This is a genomic window from Archangium violaceum, from assembly GCF_016859125.1.
Classification (GTDB): domain Bacteria; phylum Myxococcota; class Myxococcia; order Myxococcales; family Myxococcaceae; genus Archangium; species Archangium violaceum_A.
The window spans coordinates 4,890,638-4,908,918 of record NZ_CP069338.1; the positions used below are offsets into that span (position 1 = coordinate 4,890,638).

Genomic DNA, 18,281 nt, shown 5'->3' on the forward strand with positions numbered 1-18,281 from the left:
CGGCTCAGCGAGCCGCGAGCGCGTCCACGTGCTGGCGCAGGGCCACTTCATTCTCCATCCGCGAGCTGAGCCCGGCGATGGGCTGCGCCGCCTCGGCGATCTTCCCTCGCGTGCGCGGACCCGCGGCCACGAGCCACGCCACGCCCAGGGCGAGCTCGGCCACCTCGGGAGCACCGCTCAACTGCGGGACGAGCGCGAGCAGCGCTTCCACCGCCTTCTTCACCTGCGCACCGTGGAGTGGGTGGCTGCTGGTGATGCCCTGGCGCAAGAGCTCCAGCAAGGCGAGCGCGGTGGCGCGGGCCTGGTGCACGGGCTCGGAACTCGTACCGGTGCCCGCCCACAGGCCGCTGGCGAGCTGCTTCTCGAGCAGCCCCACTCCGCCCGCCTCGCTCGGCGCCGCCCCCTCGCTGACGGACATGTCCGAGAGGCTCGAGGCTTCCGAGAGGCTCAGGTCGTCGTCATCTGCGAAGGAGGCGCGCTTCGCCAGGCGCTGGTCCCTGTACCTGGCCTTCTCCTTCTGCCTCTCCTCTTTCTGCCTCTCCTCGTGTCCTCCCTTGGTAGCGTCGCGGGCCCTCCCCAGGAATTCGGGCACCACGCGGTATTCGCGGCGCGAGCCGTCGCTGCTTGCCGGAGGCGGCGGTGCGGCGGGGGCGGGCGGGGTGACACGCCGGATCGGCATGAGCGGGCGCGAGATGACGGCCGCTGCTCTGGCTGGAGCCGCAGCTGGAGCCGGGACCGGGACGCCCGCGGCTGGACCGAGCGGGCGAGGCCGCAGCGCTCCTCCGCGGGTCTGCTCTTCCTTCGTGTCCGTGCCGAACATGGACCAGCCCGCGGGGGCGTGGACGGGGACGACGCGCGTCTCCGGCTGGCCCGAGGCGCGGCGCTCGCCGGTGCGCTCCTCCACCACCACGAAGGAGGTGTACGGCGTGACGAGGCCGTGCGCGAGCGCGAGCTGCACGATGCGCTCCTTGAGCGACTGGGCGCGCCGGCCCACGAGCGCGGCGTCCTGCCACGACCGAATGCGCTCGGCGGCCCATAGCTTCTCCACTGCGGGCCGGTCGCTCTCGGCGGGGAAGCTCACGGGGATGGAGAGCGAGAAGGTCTCCGCGCCCGACATGCCCTTGAGCACCACCTTGCCCGAGCCGGGCGACGTATAGCGGCCGAAGAGGCTCCACGGCGTGCCGTCCACGAGCTGCGGCGGCTCGGCGGGGGCCAGCTCCGAGGCCTCCACGCCTTCGAAGCGCACCTCCACGCCGGTGACGCGGGGCGCGAGCGCGCGGGAGAACTGGGCCACCACCTTGTCGTCGATGCGCTCGCCGGGGTGGATGAACTCCACCGCGCCACCCGTCTGACGGGCCATGTCCTCGAGCAGCACGTCACTCACGTTGGTGCCGATGCCGAAGGAGTAGATGCGCGCCGTCTTGCGTGCCCCCATCACCGCGCTGAGGATCTCGGACTCGTTGCCCACCTGGCCGTCGGTGAGCAGCACCACCACGCCCTCCGGCACGGCCCGCACCGCGGCCATCATGGGCTGGAGCAGTTCGGTGCCGCCGTGCGCGTGCAGCGAGGCCACCCACCGGTCCGCCTGCTCCAGCGTCTTCTGGGTGAAGGTCACCGGCTCCGGCGAGAAGAGGTGGAAGGAGTTCTCGAAGGCGATGATGTTGAAGCGATCTCCCTCGCGCAGGTGGCGCAGGCACAGGCGGAGCGCGCCCTGGGCCTGGGGGAGGCTCTCTCCGCCCATGGAGCCGGAGGTGTCCACGACGAACACCACCTCCTGGCGCTTGGGGCCCGCGGCCATGCCCAGCAGGTCCGGCACCACGGTGAGGGCGAAGGTGCCGGGGCCCTCGCCCTTGCGGTGGGTGACGAGCGTGGTGAGCGGGGTGCTCATGTCCTGGCCGCGGATGCTGAGGACGAGGTCTCGGTCCAAGGCCACGTTCGGCTGGGAGAGCTTCACGCGCGTGCCACTCTCGGCACGGGAGATGTCCAGCTTGTGCGAGGGGCTCTCCACCACCACCTCGCGGCCGAGTGAGATGCGCAGGTCCAACGAGAGGCCGTAGCGCGCGTCTCCCACGGGTGGAGTGATGCGATCCGCGTCGGGCACGCGATCCGTCGGTTCCTCCGAGCCGTGGGCGGTGCGGTCCCCCGTGGGGGTGCCGGGGATGTAGCGGGGCGCGACGAGGGTGGGCAGGGCCCAGCGCACGCAGCCTTCCTCCACCTGGATGGCCTGGAGGAACTCCACCTCCACGAGCGTCTCCTCGCCGGGCAGGAGGTTGCCCACCTGGGCGGTGAAGACGTTGGGGCGCTCCTGGTCCAGCAGCGCGGCGCCATGGCCGGCCGTCACCGCGTCGTCATAGGTGCGGAAGGCTTCCTCGCGCTCCTTGAGGATGCCCTGCACGCGGCGCCCGGCGCACTCCATGGAGAAGGCGGTGAGGGTGGCGTCGGAGGGCAGCGGGAAGACGTAGACGGCCTCGACGGGCTTGGACCCGGTGTTGCGGTAGCGCTGGCGCACGCGCACCCGGGCATGACCTCCGAGGAGCTCGCCGGTGACGTCCACCCCCTGAAGGGGAACCTGGGCACCACTCCGCGTGTACAGCCCTGCTTTCTCGTTCGTCATGGCTCTACCTTTCCCCAGGAGTCCTGGATGAGGGCGCGCATGCGTTCCGCGAGCGCCCGGGTTTTCTCGTCCGCCGTATCGGCGAGGTGCAGCTCCAGCCCCGGCGCGAGCTCCCAGCGGCGCCAGCTTGTCACTCCGGCAGAAGGGGAGACAGGGACCGCCTGCTTCACCGGCTCCGCCTGGGGGGCCGGTGCGGAGGACCCGGCCGTGGGGGCGGGGAGGTCGTGGGGCCCAGCCTCGGCGAGTGCCCCGAGCTCTTCGGGGCTCAGCCGGGCCAGCTCCACCTGGATGGCATCGAGCGGGAGGAACCTCGCCTGCAAGGTCCGGATGGCCTTGAGACGCAGCAGGTGCTCTTCCCCATAGACGGTGTCCGGCCCCTTGAAGGGCGGGGCGGGCAGGAGCCCGCGCTGGACGTAGTAGCGCACGGTGCGGGGGGACACGCCCACCGCCTCGGCCAGCTCCGTCAGCTTCCACTCCTTGCGTGTTTTCGTCGTGCTCACGCCCCTGACAGTAGGACTCGACAGTGGATGTGTCAAGTTGTCACTGGTTATTTGCCACTGTCATGAAATCACTGTCGGGTTCGAGGGAGGAGGGCGCGCGGCCAGGCTTGCGCCGGGCGGGGCGCGGGTGGGACAGAGGGGTGCATGGACGCGACGGGAGGCATGGACATCTCCTCCATCCGGCTCATTGGAGCGGCGGTGACGCCTGCGGTGATGGTGTCCGCGTGCGGCATCCTGGCCACGGGGTTGGACAACCAGATTGGCCGGATGACGTCGCGCACGCGGGAGATGCTGCGTGAGTGGCGCTCGCTGCCGGAGGGGCACCCGAGACGCGAGGTGCTGCGGCTGGAGGTATCCATCCTGGACCGGAGGCACCTGCTGCTGGCGAGGGCAATGGGGATGGCCTACGGGGCGCTCATTTCGTTCGTGCTGACGTCACTGCTGTACCTGACGCAGCGACGCTTCAGCGTGCCGGATGTGCTGCCCGTGGCGTCCTTCTCGGTCGGTGTGGTGCTGCTGGGGGTCATCGCGTTGTTCGCGCTGGCATCCTTGCGGCTCGGCCGGGCCGCGCTCGAGCTGGAGAAGCGCGAGATGTTCATGGGCGCGGAGCACCCGGCGCCCACCGGGGAGCGGAAGACGTGAAGCGGGGGCTCCTGTTCGGGTTGTTGCTGGTAGTGGCCTGCGCGTGTGCCCGTGGTCCGAAGGTGGTGCGCCCCGCGCCGGCCTGGACCAGGGATGAACCGCTGAGCTGGGCGGACTGTGACAAGGGCAGCACCCTCGTGATGAGGCGCACCCCTGGGGACGGCGGTGCGCCTCATCTCGTCCGACACAGGCGCATGGACTCGGGAGATTCCACCATGGTGCGCATCCAGATAGGGCCGCACTCCTTCCACGGGTTGTTCATCGGCTACCCCTGGGGTGGCCCGGTGAGCACCGACAAGTTCCTGCGCCGGGACCGTCTCGAGGTCGATGGCGAGTCGGTCCCGGTGGAGGTGTTCGAGCGCACCACGAGTTGGCCCGGTGGCGGGCTCTGTGGTGTTGGCCTCGGGGCCGTCGGCCCGAGGAGCCTTCTGGTGGAGGAGGTCTGGAAGCGGGTGGATGCGCCACCGGCGGAGGGGCCGCTGCGGGTCCGCTATGATCGCGTCCACTCGGTGTTCCTTCCCGGGGACAGAGCTCCTCCGGTGTCAGCGCTCCGGGTTGCCGATGCGGAGGGCTTCGTCGACACGCGGCGTGTGCTCGGGCGCCGGCAGGAAGCGGTCATCGACGGGTGGGTCTACTCCTGCCTGCCGGTGAGGACCTGGGACGACAACGACATCCCGCTCGACTCCCTGGAGTGCCCGGGCGTGCTCGGTGGCAGGGCACGCTGGGAGGAGGTGTACCGGATCGGTAATGTCCTGAAGTGGAAGAACCGCTTCGAGGTCGTGTCGTTCGATTGCCGACGTTGAGGGGCGGCCCGCCAGCGGATTGGAATTACTCCAATAAATTGGAGTTGGTGCCGATCCGTGGGCGGAACGACGATACTCGTCTACCCACTTGTTTCGTAGTTCCACCCGACCCGAGAAAGGGAACGACCCATGCCGTTCACACTGCCCAACCTGCCCTACGCCAAGGATGCCCTCGCTCCGCACATCAGCGCGGAGACGCTCGAGTACCACCATGGCAAGCACCACAACGCGTACGTGACGAACCTGAACAAGCTGCTCGAGGGCAAGCCCGAGGCGAACCAGTCGCTCGAGCAGATCATCCTCAACAGCGACGGGGGCGTGTTCAACAACGCCGCCCAGGTCTGGAACCACACCTTCTACTGGAACTGCCTGAAGCCGAACGGCGGTGGTCAGCCGACGGGTGACCTCGCGGATGCGATCAACCGTGACTTCGGCTCGTTCGAGCGCTTCAAGGAGGAGTTCTCGAACGCGGCCGCCACGCAGTTCGGCTCGGGCTGGGCCTGGCTCGTGCTCGACAAGAGCGGCAAGCTCGCGGTCACCAAGACGCCCAACGCGGACCTCCCGATGAAGCACGGCCAGAAGGCCCTGCTGACGCTCGACGTCTGGGAGCACGCCTACTACATCGACTTCCGCAACGCGCGGCCCAAGTACATCGAGACGTTCTTCGCGTCCCTCGTGAACTGGGACTTCGCCCTCCAGAACCTCAAGGGCGCCTGAGTCACGGAAGCCAGGAGGGCGGGGTCGCTCGCCCTCCTGCGCTGTCACGGGCTCACACCTCCACCTGCTTCATCAGCCACGCCTCGAGCTCATCGAGCTCCCGCTCCTGGCCCGGGTATCGGGCCCGCAGTCCGGTCACGGCGTCCTTCACCCCGGCGCGGCTGTAGGGCCTGCCCACCAGCGCCGCCTGAAGGTCCTGCACCAGCTCGGGGAAGAGCGCGTCCGAGAAGACCTGCGCACGGCTGATGTGGCCGTTCTCGGAGTCGACGTGCACCTCGAAGAAGCCCCACGAGAGGTACTCGACCATCTGGTGATGGAACCTGGGCGCGTTGCCGAAGCGCCAGTCCCAGGAGGAGAACTGCTCGAACATCCCCCTGAGTGAGGGTTGGTTCTCCAGGAAGGTGTGATCCAGCAGCTCGGGCTCGGCCGTCGCCCCGTGGTGGTCGCAGAAGGCGGCGATCAGGGCCCGCACCAGGGACTCGTGGTTCACCGCTGGCTGGACGCCGTTGATGTTCATCACCCGTGCGCGCACGGACGCGCTGCCCTTGGACTCGAGCTTCTTCGGGTGGGGCGTCAGGTAGTTCGCCAGGCGCGTCAGGTCCGTGGAGAGCAGGAACGTGCCGTGATGGAAGGCCCGGTCACGCGTCTCCCGGTACGCGCTGCCGCTGATCTTCCTCGGCCCGTCCTCCATCGGAATCACCAGGTCGTTGCGCCCCGAGGCCTCGGCCGTCACGCCCAGCCGCTTCAGCGCCTCCAGGAGGATCGTCACGTTGGTCGCCTTGCTGTAGCCCTCCTTGGAGGACAGGAAGGTGAAGCACGTGTTGCCCAGGTCGTGGAAGACCGCGCCCCCGCCGCTGGTCCTCCGCGCGAGGAAGATGTTGTCGTCCTCCATGCGCTTCAGGTTGCACTCGGACCAGGGGTTCTGGTTGCGGCCGATGACGACCGTCTCCGCGTTGCGCCAGAGGAAGAGCGTCCGCGTGCTCGTGTCCATCTCGCGGAAGATCCAGTCCTCGGTGGCGAGGTTGAACCAGGGGTTGAACGTCTGGGACAGCAGGATGCGGACGCGCTCTCGAGACATGGCCGCAAGCTACATGCCCGGTCGCGCCGCGCGCCCCTTCTCCTTTTTCCGAAGCGCTTTAAAAATGGAAAATTACGGCTTGACTGTTCCTGTCCTTTTATCGGAAAACGAGGAAAGGGTTCGACACCCTGTCGAACCGGAGGAAGCCGCCATGCGCATTCGTCGTCTCGTTTCCATCCTCCCCCTCATGCTCCTCGGGAGCGCCTGCGGCGTCGACACCACGGATGTCGACGCTCAGGCCTCGCTGGGGACTGAAGACAGCAGCCTGTCCGCCAACGCCGGTGGCCGGGGCCTGCAGCAGCTCAAGGCGCAGCGGCCGGACTTCCTCCAGGGCGCGGGTGAGGTGTCGTTCAAGCGCGCGCTGCGTGACACGCGCGGCCTGTCGCACGAGCGCGTGGGGCAGAGCATCAAGGGCATCCCCGTCTTTGGCGCCGAGGCCATCCTCCACCTCGACGAGAAGGGCGCCGTCGCCTCCGTCACCGACCGTCTCGCCCGCGACATCAAGGTGGACACCACGCCCAGGCTGCGGGCCGAGGAGGCCACGCAGATCGCCATCAGCCAGGTGGGTGGCGCGAGCGTCCTGGCGGCCGCGCCGAAGGCGGACCTGCAGATCCTCCCCGGGAGCAAGGGGGCCCAGCTGACCTGGCGCGTGCAGCTCGAGACCGTCACGGCCGAGGGCGCGCCCTCGCAGCCGAACCTCTTCATCAACGCGCACTCGGGCGAGGTCGCCCTGCAGTTCGACAACATCAAGACGCAGCGCAACCGCAAGACGTACACGGCCAACAACCGCACGTCGCTTCCCGGCACGCTGGTGCGCTCCGAGGGGCAGGGGGCCTCGGGCGACGCCGTGCTGGACGCGGCCCACGACAACGCGGGTCTCACGTACGACTTCTACTTCAGCATGTTCGGGCGTGACAGCTACAACAATGCTGGCGCCACCCTCACCTCGTCCGTCCACTACAGCAAGAACTACGTGAACGCGTACTGGGACGGGACGCAGATGGTCTACGGCGATGGCGACGGCTCCCAGTCCTCCGCGCTGACGGTGCTCGACGTGGTCGGCCACGAGCTCACCCACGCCGTCACCGACTACTCCTCGGACCTCATCTACTCGAACGAGTCGGGCGCCCTCAACGAGGCCATGTCCGACGTCTTCGGCGCGGCCATCGAGGCCTACCGGGATGGCGCGGTCAGCGGCAACACCTGGAAGATTGGCGAGGAGTGCTGGACCCCGGCCACCCCGGGCGATGCGCTGCGCTACATGAACGACCCGGCCCTCGCCGGCGATTACGACTACTACCCCACGCGCTACACGGGGACGTCGGACAACGGCGGCGTGCACTGGAACTCGGGTATCGCCAACCTGGCCTTCCACCTGATGGTCTCCGGTGGCACCCACCCGCGTGGCAAGACGAGCAACGTGGTGCCCGCGCTCGACGCGACCAACAGCTACAGCAGCATCATGAAGGGCGCGGCCATCTTCTACCGGGCCAACACCGTCTACCTGAGCCCGAGCAGCACCTTCGCGGACGCGCGCACCGCCACCGCGCAGGCCGCCGCCGACCTGTACGGCGCGAGCGAGGTCACCTCCGTCAACGAGGCCTGGACCGCGGTGGGCGTGGCCCCCGCTCCGACGTGGTCGACGCTCTCCACCGAGAGCAACCTCTCTGGCGCCCGGAGCAGCTCGACGAGCTTCAGCTACGCCACGCCGAGCGGCGCGAAGGCCATGAAGTTCGAGATGTCCGGTGGCTCGGGTGATGCCGACCTGTACGTGAAGTTCGGCAGCGCGCCCACCACCACCAGCTACGACTGCCGTCCCTACGCCTCGGGCAACACGGAGAGCTGCACCTTCAATCCGTCGCAGCAGGGCACGTACTACGTGATGATCCGCGGCTACTCGTCCTACTCCGGCGTCACCCTCAAGGTGAGCTCCGCGCAGTAGCCCCGAGCACCTCTTTACCCCACACTCCGGCGCGGCTGCCTGTCCTGGCGGTCGCGCCGGTTGTCTTTTCGGAGCCCGGGCCGCGCGAGCCCGTCAGCGCGCCGCCTTCTCGGTTTCCTCCGGCTTCTCCTCCCGCCGCTGGCTCTTCGGCTTGCGCACCTCCTCGGGGTCGGGCGGCTGGGCATGCGCGCACTGCAGGAGTGACGGAGGATCGAAGCACTCGAGCCGGAAGTCGTCCTTCTCGCACCGGCCGCGCGGAGTCGCCGCGCACTTCACCTCCGTGCGGTTGTTCTCGCAGTCATAGCCACACGCGATGGCCGTCGATGCCGTGAGGCACGTGGGCCGCGGAATCTCCGCGCCAAGCTCGTGGATGGAGGACTCCGGTGGATCCCAGCACTTCAGCTCGCCGAAGTGCTCCCGGCACACGCCATAGGGCGTCCGTGCACAGACGACCTTTCCCCTCGCCACGAGGCAGTTGAAACCACAGGCCGCCTCGTTGCCGATGCCCTCGCTTCAGGGCGCGGGCGCCAGGTCCGGCAGCATCGGGACCCGTCGCGTCCCGGGGCCGTTCGGCGTGGAGGGGCTGTTGTTCGTCACCCGCCGCATCTTGGAGCGGATGAGGGGGAGATCCTTGCGGAGGGCCGACACGAACGAGGAGGGAGCGGTCGGCTCCACGTAGAAGGCGACCGTGGCGCCGGTTGCGTCCGTGACGTAGGCACCGAAATCCTGCAGGGCCTGGGCAACCATCCTGCCCTGCGGCGAGAGGCCCAGCGAGTTGATGTCCACCGAGGGCGGGATGGCGAAGTAGGCCCCCATGGGAACGTGGCCCTTGTAGGTCGTCTCGCTGCCCCAGTCCTGCTCCGTGGCGGGCCAGACGTAGCCCTTCGCCGTGCCGTAACCGTTCGCGTCGTAGCCGCTCGAGCCGCCGCTGTAATAGAGCTGGACGCGGTCCACGGCGACGGCCAGGGCGTGTTGAATCTTCCCCGTGTACTTCGGATGGGTGGGGTCGGTCTCCCAGCCGCGGATGAGCCCGCCAATCGCCGAGCCACCGTAGGCGCGGACGCCATTCTGCGGCCCGATGCCGTTCCCATAGAGGTCGATCGTGTGATGGCGCCCGGCCTGGTAGGACGTGGATGAGAGCCGCGTGACATCCCAACCCTCATCGATGCGTGTCCGCGCGGGGTTGATGATGTGCATGTGCTTGTCGCTCCCGCTGGCGATGGGGGCCGACGCGGGGATGTAATAGGCCCCGCTGCGCGAGGAGTCGTTGTAGTCGCGCACCGTCGCCCAGGGGTCGCTGCTGGAGGCGAAGGTGATGGGGTGGGAATAGACGTCCCAGTTGGCCCAGGTGTTGATGGTCATGCCGTTGATGCTGGTGGCGATGAAGTCCTTCGTCGCGGGATCGGTCGTATCCGCGAACGTCGCCCCGGTTCCGATGGGCAGGTTCCAGATGGAGTCCGAGCGGAACGGCTGCAGCGTGGCGTCGCGGGTGCCGGCCGTGCTGGTGTAGACTTTGAACTCGTCGTAGCGCGCGAGGTTGTCCTGGCTGCCGAGCAGTCCGACGCGGGTGGCGGTCTGGTGGCTCGAGTCGTTGACCCCGCCCTTCAGCACGCCGTTGATGTAGACGTCGATGCGGTTTCCGGAGGTGCGGACCTCGAGGACGTCACCGGCGACGGGCCTCTGGGAGATCTGGAGCGGGAACGTCTGGGTCCCGCCGACGAACTTCGTCAGCATGTACTTCCCGGCGCCGACGTCCGTCGCCAGCTTCCAGCAGTTGCTCCGGTCGATGAAGCGGAAGGTGAGGCCGGAGTACTCGCCGAGGGCCGCCAGGGTGACCATCACGCGCACGTTGGCGGTGCCGTTGACGGTGGCGTAGTGGTCGTTCCAGGTCCCGTCATCGGTGGCCAGATAGGCCCTGTTCGACGTGATGCCCCACTTCGCCGTGGAGGGGGTATAGCTCCAGGCCTGGCCGCCCGTTTCGAGGCTCCCCAGGGTGGTGGTGCTGTTCGCCCGGGTGAACGAGTCGTACAGGTTGGAGTCGGCGAGCGGGGTGCTGGTGCCGCTCATCTGGACGAGCTCGTCGGATGTATCGCTCGGAGATGCACCGCCACACGCCGGCCCCAGGGTCATCAGCGGAAGCAGCACGGAGACGGTGGCGAGCCTTCGCCGTTTGACGTGGAATGGAGTCGGGGCCATTCTTCTTCTCTCCTGTTGGTCGGTTATGACGGGGATTGCTGGATAAACCGGATAAAGTCGGTGAATCAAGACTTGACGGAGAGCCCTCATGAAGAAAGCAGCCGAGGTGGTGAAGGAGATCAGCGAGGCGCTCAGGGAAGTGGACGAGCAACTCCGCCACCACCCCTACCCGGATGCGCTGGAGCGAGGCGTGGTGTCGGTGGAGGCGCTACGGGCCTTCCCGGGTACCCAGTTCCACGTCGCCACGAGTGATCTCCGCTCGATGGCGATGATGGTGCAGCGGTTCGGCCACACGCCCGCGGGCGGCTTTCTCAACGGCATCCTGCAGGGCGAGTTCGCGGCGCTGGAGGGCCTGAGGGTGCTGGCCCGCAAGCTGGGGATGACGCAGGAGGACCTGGAGCGCTACGAGGTGACGCCCGAGGGCTTCGCCTACGCCACCAACATGGCCTGGATGGCGGCCAACGTCTCGGCGGCGGAGTTCGCGGTGGGCATCCTGGTCAACTTCCCGGCGTGGGGGCTGACGTGCGGCCGCATGAGCCGGGCGCTGCGGGAGCGCTATGGCTTCACGGAGCAGGAGACGGTGTTCCTGGATGCCTTCGCCAACATGCCCCCACTCGAAGGCGCCGCGCTCCCCATCATCCAGGAAGGACTGGACCAGGGCGTCCCGCCACGCCTGCTCCTCCGCGCGGCGCGGTTCTTCCAGGCCTACGAGAAGATGTTCTGGGACGCGATGATGGTGGCGGCCCAGCCCCGATGAAGCGCGGTCGCGGGCGCGCTCACTTCGGTTGCATGCCGAGGGCGCGCATCAGCTCCAGGGGGATGGGGATGATGGTCTGGTTTCCGCCCCCGGTGATTTCAACCAGCGTCTGCAGGTAGCGCAGCTGGAGGGTGATGGGATTGCGGTTGAGCACCTCGGCGGCCAGGGAGAGCTGCTCGGCGGCCTGGTGCTCGCCCTGGGCGGCGATGATCTTCGCGCGGCGCTCGCGCTCGGCCTCGGCCTGACGGGCGATGGCGCGCTGCATCTCCACCGGCAGGTCGATGTGCTTCACCTCCACGTTGGAGACCTTGATGCCCCACGGATCCGTGTGGGCATCGAGCACCTTCTGGATTTCACGGTTGATGCGATCGCGCTCGGAGAGGAGTTGGTCCAGCTCCACCTGGCCGAGGATGGCGCGCAGCGTCGTCTGCGCGAGCTGGCTGGTGGCGTAGAGGTAGTCCTCCACCTGGAGCACGGCCTTGTCGGCCTGGATGACTCGGAAGTAGACGACGGCGTTCACCTTCACGCTGACGTTGTCCTTGGTGATGACGTCCTGCGGCGGCACGTCGCGCGCGACGGTGCGCATGTCGATGATGACGATGCGCTCGATGAAGGGGATGATCCACCGGAAGCCGGCGCGCTTGATGCCCACGAAGCGGCCGAGCCGGAAGACGACGCCGCTCTCGTACTCGTTGACGATACGCACGCCGGAGATGAAGAGGAGCACGAGGATGCCCAGGGGGATGAGCAGTCCGAGGGCACTGAATAAGAAGTCGGTCATGGCTTTACCTCGTCGACGAAAAGGATGAGCCCCTCCACCCGGCGCACCACCACGTGGGCGCCGGGGAGAATGGGCGAGGAAGAGAGGGCGGCCCAGCGCTCGCCATGGACGAACACCTCGCCGCCGGAGGAGGAGACGGCCTCGAGCACCTGGCCCACCTCGCCCACGAGACCCACGTCCCCGGCGAGCTGGGGCCTGCGGCGGGTCTCGGCGGCGCGGAATGCGAGGTAGACGGCGGCCCCGGCGACGAAGACGGCGGTGGGGAACAACGTGCGCAGGGGCACGTGCAGGGGCTGGTCGATGAACCAGTCCGCGTCGAAGCGGTCGATGAGGAATACGCCGCCGAGCACGAGCAGCACCAGGCCCGCGGCGCCGAGCACGCCGCTGGTGATGAAGAGCTCGGCCACGAGCAGGGCCACACCGAGCAGCAGCAGGACGATGGCGCCGGTGCGCACGGGCAGCGCCGACGAGGCGAGCAGGGCGAGCACCAGGCACACCACGCCGATGATGCCGGGGGCGAAGAGGCCAGGGTGGGAGAGCTCCACGGCGATGCAGAGGCCGGCGATGAGGAAGAGGATGTAGACGACGGCCGGCTGGGCGAGGGCGTGGAGGACGCGCTGCGAGAAGGAGGGCGCGAGCTCCACCACCTGGGCGTTGGCGGTGCGCAGCGTGACGGGCGTGTCGGAGACGGTGACGGTGCGGCCGTCCGCCCACTCGAGGAAGGCTTCCTGGGTGGGGGTGACGTGCTCGATGACGCGCAGCGCGAGGGCCCTCTCGGCGGGGACGCTCTCGCTCTGGCGCACGGCGCTGATGGCCCACTCGACGTTGCGACCCCGCTGTTTGGCGATGGCCTCGACGAAGGCGACGGCGTCGTTCTCGATTTTACGGGCCATCTCCTTGCCGCCCGCGGCCTCGGGGTCCTGCCCGGTGAGTCCGACGACGGGGTGGGCGGCGCCGATGTTGGTGCCGGGCGCCATGGCGGCCAGGTGGGACGCGAGGGTGATGAAGACGCCCGCGCTGCCGGCCCTCGCGCCCGAGGGCCCCACCCACACGAGCACCGGAATACGGGCCCCGAGGAAGGCCCGGACGATGTCCCGGGTGGACTCGAGCTCACCACCGGGTGTGTCGAGCCGGACGAGCAGTGCCTGGTGACCGGCCTCCTCCGCACGGCGGACACAATCGACCAGGTAGGCGCTGGAGCCGGCGTCGACCATGCCGTCGAGGACGCATTGGGAGATGACGGGAGGCGCGGAAGTCTGCGCATGCCCGGTTGCCTGGCCGAGCAGGAGCAGGCCGAGCAGAAGCAGCCCCCACCTCGAATGCCCGAACCGGTCCATCACTCCTCCACTCCTCGAGAATCCACTCGGATCACCTATGCACCGCGGGTCAACGTGTCGCCCGGACTGGGAGTGCATTCGTCCGGCTCCATACGGCCCGCGTGCTGAACCGCTCATTCTTGGACAGCGGACGCTCCCTGCATGAGCGGCTGCTCCGAGCCATTCCCCGCGGGCGCCTGGGGCTGGTTCGTGGAGAGGGCGTCCAGCAGCCGCAGCTCGTCGAGGAGGAGCCGGGGCATGAGGAATTGCTGGCGGACGCGCTCCCGGCCGCTCTGGCCGAGCGCATGGGCCACCTGGGGATGACGCAGGAGGTGGAGCAGTGCATCCGCGCACTCCTCGATGCTGTCCACGAGGAGGCCGCCCGTGCCCGGGGGCATCTGCATGGGAATGCCTCCAACCCGCCCGGCGACGACGGGCGTGCCCTTCCAGAGGGCCTCGGAGACGACGAGCCCGAAGCCCTCGCGCAGGGACTTCTGGATGACGACGTTGGAGAGGGATTGGAAGGCATTGACCTCCACGTTGCCCACGCCGACGAGGTTGGTGAAGACGTGGACGAGGCGGTCGCCTGCCGTCTCGGCGCGCACCGTCTCGTAGATGTCCCAGGCCTCGGGGTCATCGAGCGCCATGGAGCTGACGAGGGCGAGCTGGAGGTTGGGGATGCGCTGGCGCACGATCCGGTAGGCGGCGACGACCCCGAGGGGATCCTTCCACTTGTCGAAGCGGCTGACCTGGGTGACGAGGGGGCGGTCGAGCCGGACGCCGATCCACTCGAGGATGTGCCGGGCGAGCTCCTCGGGGAGGGCGAGGTTCTTGGGGCTGAGCGGATCGATGGCCGGAGGGAGGATGGCGATGCGGCGGACGGGGAAGCGCGGGGGGATGAAGCCCTCCAGGGTGAAGACGGCGGCGTCGTAGACGCGCAGGTAGGGCATGAGGAAATCCCAGATGGCGGGATTGGGGTGGGACGTGTCGATGTGGCAGCGCCAGACCCAGCGCGAGCCGCTGCGGTGGATGAGCCCGGGGATGGCGGCGGGCTGGGGGTCGTGGACGATGACGAAGTCGTAGTCCTCGGCGAGGTGGGGCGCGTTGAGCTGGGCGTTGCCGAGGTAGAGGGCCTTCTCGGATTCGGAGAGCTCGCCGGGGGCGCCCTGCAGACCGTTGTGGAGGCGCTTGGTGATTTGAAAGAAGGCGTCGTCGCCGCGGATGATCTTCCACTCGGCCCTCAGGCCGAGGTCCTTGAGCAGGGGAACGCAGGCGCGGAGGATCTCCGAGACGCCGCCGCCATAGGAGGTGGCGTTGAGGTGGAGGATGCGGGCGCCGCGAAGCCGCCGGGCGACGCGGACGAGCTCGTCGAGCTGCTCATCGGGAGCAACGCCCCGGTAGGTGTCGATGGACCGGTCACCGATATCGACGACGTCGAGCATGGGGCCTCCTGCCTGGATGGGATGCGGCGTCGAGGAGAAGGTGACGACGGCGGGAGCGGGTGGCGGGAGGGCGTATCCCGGCGGGTGGGGAGGGAGGCGATGGGGGGAGCGCCCCTTGGGGCGCGTGCATCCGATGGAAGACGGAGCCGCGGGAAAGCGCGTTGCGGTGGAGGGAGGGGCTCCCTACGGTGGGACGGATTGCTTCCAGGAGGACGTATGCGCCGTGCCCTGCTCATCGCGGTCGGAGTGACTGTTTCCCTGCTGGCCTGCCGGACGACACAGCCACCCGGGACGGAGAACGCGCAGCCCATCGAGGCCCCCGCGCAGCGGGAGGAGATCCAGACGGTCCCGGCGGAGCCGCCAGGGCCCGCGACACCGATCACGGCGCCGGACGCTGGAACCGTCCCTCCGAGCTAGCCCTCCTCCCTCGCCCTCTGGGAGAGGGCAGGGGTGAGGGTCTGCTCTCTCCCAGCGCCACCCGGTCGACACGTACGGACCCGCGGACGGACGCACGGCGACGGTGACAGCCGCGATCGGCTGGCGCACAGTGGCGCGCGTCGATGCGGGTACATTCATCCCAACACAGTGACGAAACGAGGGCCCGCGGTGCGGCGCTGCTCGCCCTGGTCGGGGCGGTGGTGCTGGCGCTGGGGGTGGGGTGCGCCCGGAGGGTGCCCGAGGGAGCGCGAGTGGAGACGACTGTCTACATGGCACGCCGGATCCGGACGCTGGACGAGCAGCGGCCGGAGGCGGAGGCGCTGGCGGTGAGGCGGGGGCGCCTGGTGGCGGTGGGGACGAAGGCGGAGGTGCTGAAGGCGGCGGGCGAGGGGGCGCGGGTCGTCGACTTCGGAAACGCGGTGGTGGTGCCGGGGCTGGTGGACGCGCACGCGCACCTCGCGGGACTCGGGCGGAGCCTGACGGTGGCGAGGCTGGAGGAGGCGCGCTCGGTGGAGGACGTGGTGCGGCGGCTGGGAGAGGCGCCATCCACGAGCTTCCAGGGGGACTGGCTGATTGGAAAGGGGTGGGACCAGAACGGGTGGCCGGGCAAGGAGTTCCCCGGCAGGGCCGAGCTGGACGCGCGCTTCCCGAACACACCGGTGTACCTGACACGGGTGGACCACCACGCGGCGTGGGTGAACGGCGAGGCGCTGAGGCGAGCGGGGATTACGCGCGAGACGCCAGACCCAGCGGGAGGGCGGATCCTCCGGGATGCGAAGGGCGAGCCGACGGGCGTGCTGGTGGACAACGCGATGGACCTGGTGACGCGGGTGGTGCCGGCGCCGACGGACGAGCAGCTGGAGGCGCGACTGGCGGCGGCGCTGGAGCGGTGCGCGCGGGTGGGGCTGACGGGGGTGCACGACGCGGGGATGGACCTGCGGACGTTCCGGAAGCTGCAGGCGTGGGACATGGCGGGGCGGCTGCCGGTGCGGGTGTACGCGATGGCGGACGGGCAGGGCGAGGACCGGACGACGTACCTGGAGCTGGGGACGTACGGCGGGCGGATGCTGGAGATGAAGGCGGTGAAGTTCCTGCTGGATGGGGCGCTGGGCTCCCGAGGGGCGGCACTGCACGCGCCCTACAGCGACGCGCCGGAGGAGACGGGGCTGTTGCTGATGGAGCCGCGGGAGCTGGAGGCGAGGACGTGGGCCTTCATGGAGCGGGGCTACCAGGTGGGCATCCACGCGATTGGAGACCGGGCGAACACGCTGGTGGTGGACACGCTGATTCGAGCGGCGGCGGGGACGGGGACGCAGCCGCTGCGGCACCGCGTGGAGCACGCGCAGATTCTGAGGCCCGAGGACATCCAGAAGCTGGGAGCGGCGGGGCTGGTGGCGAGCGTGCAGCCGACGCACGCGACGAGCGACATGGGGTGGGCGGAGGCGCGGCTGGGGGCGGAGCGGCTGAAGGGGGCGTACGCGTGGAAGAGCCTGAAGGAGGCGGGGGCGGTGCTGGCGCTGGGGAGTGACTTCCCCATCGAGAACCCGGACGTCCTGGCGGGGCTGTACGCGGCGAGGACGCGTCAGGACGCGGCGGGCAGGCCCGAGGGAGGGTGGCAGCCCCAGGAGCGCCTGTCGGGTGAGGAGGCGCTGGAAGGCTTCACGGTGGGGCCGGCGTGGGCGTCATTCGCGGAGGAGCGCCGGGGCCGGCTGATGGAAGGGATGGACGCGGACTTCACGGTGCTGTCGGTGGACCCGGTGTCGGACGAGCCCAGGAAGCTGGTGGACGCGAAGGTCGTGGCGACGGTGGTGGACGGCCGAGAGGTCTACCGTTCCCCCTGAGGCCGCGCCGCTCGTGAGGCACTAGCCGAACAACCGTGAGCGAGCGGTCTCCGCGATGGCGACGCCCGCCGGATGCCGGAGCCGCCGCTCGACGGAGATGGCGTAGAAGCATGTCTCGATGTCCTCGGTGCGGCCGATGACGGAGACGTTGAACTGGCGGCAGACCTCGGCCTCGATGACGGAGGGCGCGGCGAAGAAGCCGCGCCCGCGCTGACCGAAGGCCTTGAGGAGGGCGTAGTCGTCGAAGTCCCCGACGATGATGGGGTGGACGCGCTGGGCGTCGAACCACATCTCGAGCGAGCGGCGGACGGAGGAGGCCTCGGAGGGGAGGAGCGTGGGGGCGCCATCGAGGGCGCGGGGGAACTCCCTGGCGAGGTGGGCGAGCTTGGGGGCGGCGAAGAAGGAGACGCCGCACTTGCCGAGCAGGTGATTGAAGGAGCGGACGCTGACGGGCTCGGAGGAGGGGGCGTCGGCGAGGACGACATCGAGCTCGTGGAGGGCGAGGGAGGCGAGGAGCTGGGGGAGGGGGCCCTCGCGGCAGGTGATGCGGATGTCGGGGGAGACGTCGAAGGCGGGCTCGAGGAGGCGCTCGGCGACGAGCTTGGGGATGACGTCGGTGATGCCTACGGCGAAGCGGAGGGGCTGGCCGGAGGGGAGGCCGTTGACGACGTTCTTGAGCTCGTTGCCGAGGCGGAAGATGTCATCGGCGTAGCGCAGAACGGTGCGGCCGACGTCGGTGAGGACGAGGCGGCGGCCCTGGCGCTCGAGGAGCTTGTGACCGAGCGACTCCTCGAGGAGCTTGAGCTGGGCGCTGATGGTGGGCTGGGCAAGGTGGAGCTCCTCGCTGGCCTTGGCGATGGAGCCAGAGCGGGCGACGGTCCAGAAGTAGAGGAGGTGGTGGTAGTTGAGCCAGCTCACGCGAGGGGGCCTCGATGGGGATGACCGGGGATTTAACGGGAATGCACAGAGGGTGCGTGCCGGGAAGGAGGGAAGGGAGCCGGGCGTGCGAGCGAGGAGGGGGAAGGGAGGGAAGTGGGGTGGAGTTGAAGAACCAGCTTGACGCGAGGGCCGAGTCCCCGTAAATCGCCCGTACTTCGAGCGGTTGAGCAGCACGCCCAGGTAGCTCAGTTGGTAGAGCAGGGGACTGAAAATCCCCGTGTCGGTGGTTCGATTCCGCCCCTGGGCACAAAAAGTTGAATGATTCCGGGCTCTTG

General features: G+C 69.0%; 16 protein-coding genes and 1 tRNA gene. 8 read left to right on the forward strand and 9 right to left on the reverse strand.

Annotated elements, in window-relative coordinates:
• Positions 1–4: 4 nt before the first annotated feature.
• Positions 5–2,614: a VIT domain-containing protein gene (locus JQX13_RS20950; protein WP_203410702.1), complete on the reverse strand. Its 2,610-nt coding sequence runs from the start codon at positions 2,612–2,614 to the stop codon at positions 5–7.
• Positions 2,611–3,114, reverse strand: a complete 504-nt coding sequence (locus JQX13_RS20955) for a MerR family transcriptional regulator (protein WP_203410703.1) — start codon at positions 3,112–3,114, stop codon at positions 2,611–2,613. The genes JQX13_RS20950 and JQX13_RS20955 overlap by 4 nt, the downstream gene beginning before the upstream one ends.
• 144 nt (positions 3,115–3,258) lie before the next feature.
• Between JQX13_RS20955 and JQX13_RS20960 the strand changes: the two genes are divergently transcribed.
• The 3 genes from JQX13_RS20960 (at position 3,259) to JQX13_RS20970 (ending at position 5,276) form a co-directional block, all read left to right on the forward strand.
• A complete protein-coding gene (locus JQX13_RS20960; RefSeq protein WP_203410704.1) occupies positions 3,259–3,756 on the forward strand; it encodes a DUF2721 domain-containing protein in 498 nt (165 codons plus the stop codon).
• Positions 3,753–4,559 (forward strand): hypothetical protein, encoded by an 807-nt coding sequence (locus JQX13_RS20965; protein WP_203410705.1) that lies wholly within the window; start codon positions 3,753–3,755, stop codon positions 4,557–4,559. Before JQX13_RS20960 ends, JQX13_RS20965 begins: the two co-directional genes overlap by 4 nt.
• Before the next feature lie 129 nt (positions 4,560–4,688).
• On the forward strand, positions 4,689–5,276 hold the full coding sequence (locus tag JQX13_RS20970; protein ID WP_203410706.1) for a superoxide dismutase: 588 nt from the start codon (positions 4,689–4,691) through the stop codon (positions 5,274–5,276).
• Positions 5,277–5,328: 52 nt separating this feature from the next.
• On the opposite strand, the gene JQX13_RS20975 is transcribed toward JQX13_RS20970, so the two are convergent.
• Entirely contained in the window at positions 5,329–6,354 is a 1,026-nt protein-coding gene (locus JQX13_RS20975; protein ID WP_203410707.1) for a lipoate--protein ligase, read from the reverse strand.
• 151 nt (positions 6,355–6,505) lie between these two features.
• On the opposite strand from JQX13_RS20975, the gene JQX13_RS20980 reads away from it, so the two are divergent.
• Positions 6,506–8,296 carry a M4 family metallopeptidase gene (locus JQX13_RS20980; protein WP_203410708.1) on the forward strand — a complete coding sequence of 597 codons (1,791 nt, stop codon included), beginning with the start codon at positions 6,506–6,508 and terminating at the stop codon, positions 8,294–8,296.
• Between the two features lie 93 nt (positions 8,297–8,389).
• Here JQX13_RS20980 and JQX13_RS20985 read toward each other — a convergent pair whose 3' ends face one another.
• Positions 8,390–8,764: a hypothetical protein gene (locus JQX13_RS20985; RefSeq protein ID WP_239014973.1), complete on the reverse strand. Its 375-nt coding sequence runs from the start codon at positions 8,762–8,764 to the stop codon at positions 8,390–8,392.
• Between the two features lie 45 nt (positions 8,765–8,809).
• Complete coding sequence (locus JQX13_RS20990) at positions 8,810–10,492, reverse strand: hypothetical protein (protein ID WP_203412665.1); 1,683 nt, start codon at positions 10,490–10,492, stop codon at positions 8,810–8,812.
• A gap of 88 nt (positions 10,493–10,580) precedes the next feature.
• On the opposite strand from JQX13_RS20990, the gene JQX13_RS20995 reads away from it, so the two are divergent.
• Positions 10,581–11,249 carry a hypothetical protein gene (locus JQX13_RS20995; RefSeq protein ID WP_203410709.1) on the forward strand — a complete coding sequence of 223 codons (669 nt, stop codon included), beginning with the start codon at positions 10,581–10,583 and terminating at the stop codon, positions 11,247–11,249.
• Positions 11,250–11,268: 19 nt separating this feature from the next.
• On the opposite strand, the gene JQX13_RS21000 is transcribed toward JQX13_RS20995, so the two are convergent.
• The 3 genes from JQX13_RS21000 to JQX13_RS21010 form a co-directional block, all read right to left on the reverse strand.
• On the reverse strand, positions 11,269–12,030 hold the full coding sequence (locus JQX13_RS21000; protein ID WP_203410710.1) for a slipin family protein: 762 nt from the start codon (positions 12,028–12,030) through the stop codon (positions 11,269–11,271).
• On the reverse strand, positions 12,027–13,367 hold the full coding sequence (locus JQX13_RS21005) for an NfeD family protein (protein WP_203412143.1): 1,341 nt from the start codon (positions 13,365–13,367) through the stop codon (positions 12,027–12,029). Before JQX13_RS21005 ends, JQX13_RS21000 begins: the two co-directional genes overlap by 4 nt.
• A 113-nt stretch (positions 13,368–13,480) precedes the next feature.
• A complete protein-coding gene (locus JQX13_RS21010) occupies positions 13,481–14,788 on the reverse strand; it encodes a glycosyltransferase (RefSeq protein ID WP_203410711.1) in 1,308 nt (435 codons plus the stop codon).
• 216 nt (positions 14,789–15,004) lie between these two features.
• Between JQX13_RS21010 and JQX13_RS21015 the strand changes: the two genes are divergently transcribed.
• Positions 15,005–15,205, forward strand: a complete 201-nt coding sequence (locus tag JQX13_RS21015) for a hypothetical protein (RefSeq protein WP_203410712.1) — start codon at positions 15,005–15,007, stop codon at positions 15,203–15,205.
• A 143-nt stretch (positions 15,206–15,348) separates the two neighbouring features.
• Positions 15,349–17,067 (forward strand): amidohydrolase, encoded by a 1,719-nt coding sequence (locus JQX13_RS21020; protein WP_203410713.1) that lies wholly within the window; start codon positions 15,349–15,351, stop codon positions 17,065–17,067.
• Between the two features lie 21 nt (positions 17,068–17,088).
• Here JQX13_RS21020 and nhaR read toward each other — a convergent pair whose 3' ends face one another.
• A complete protein-coding gene (nhaR, locus tag JQX13_RS21025; RefSeq protein ID WP_203410714.1) occupies positions 17,089–17,985 on the reverse strand; it encodes a transcriptional activator NhaR in 897 nt (298 codons plus the stop codon).
• A gap of 195 nt (positions 17,986–18,180) precedes the next feature.
• On the opposite strand from nhaR, the gene JQX13_RS21030 reads away from it, so the two are divergent.
• Positions 18,181–18,253, forward strand: a tRNA-Phe gene (locus tag JQX13_RS21030).
• The last annotated feature ends 28 nt before the right edge of the window (positions 18,254–18,281 follow it).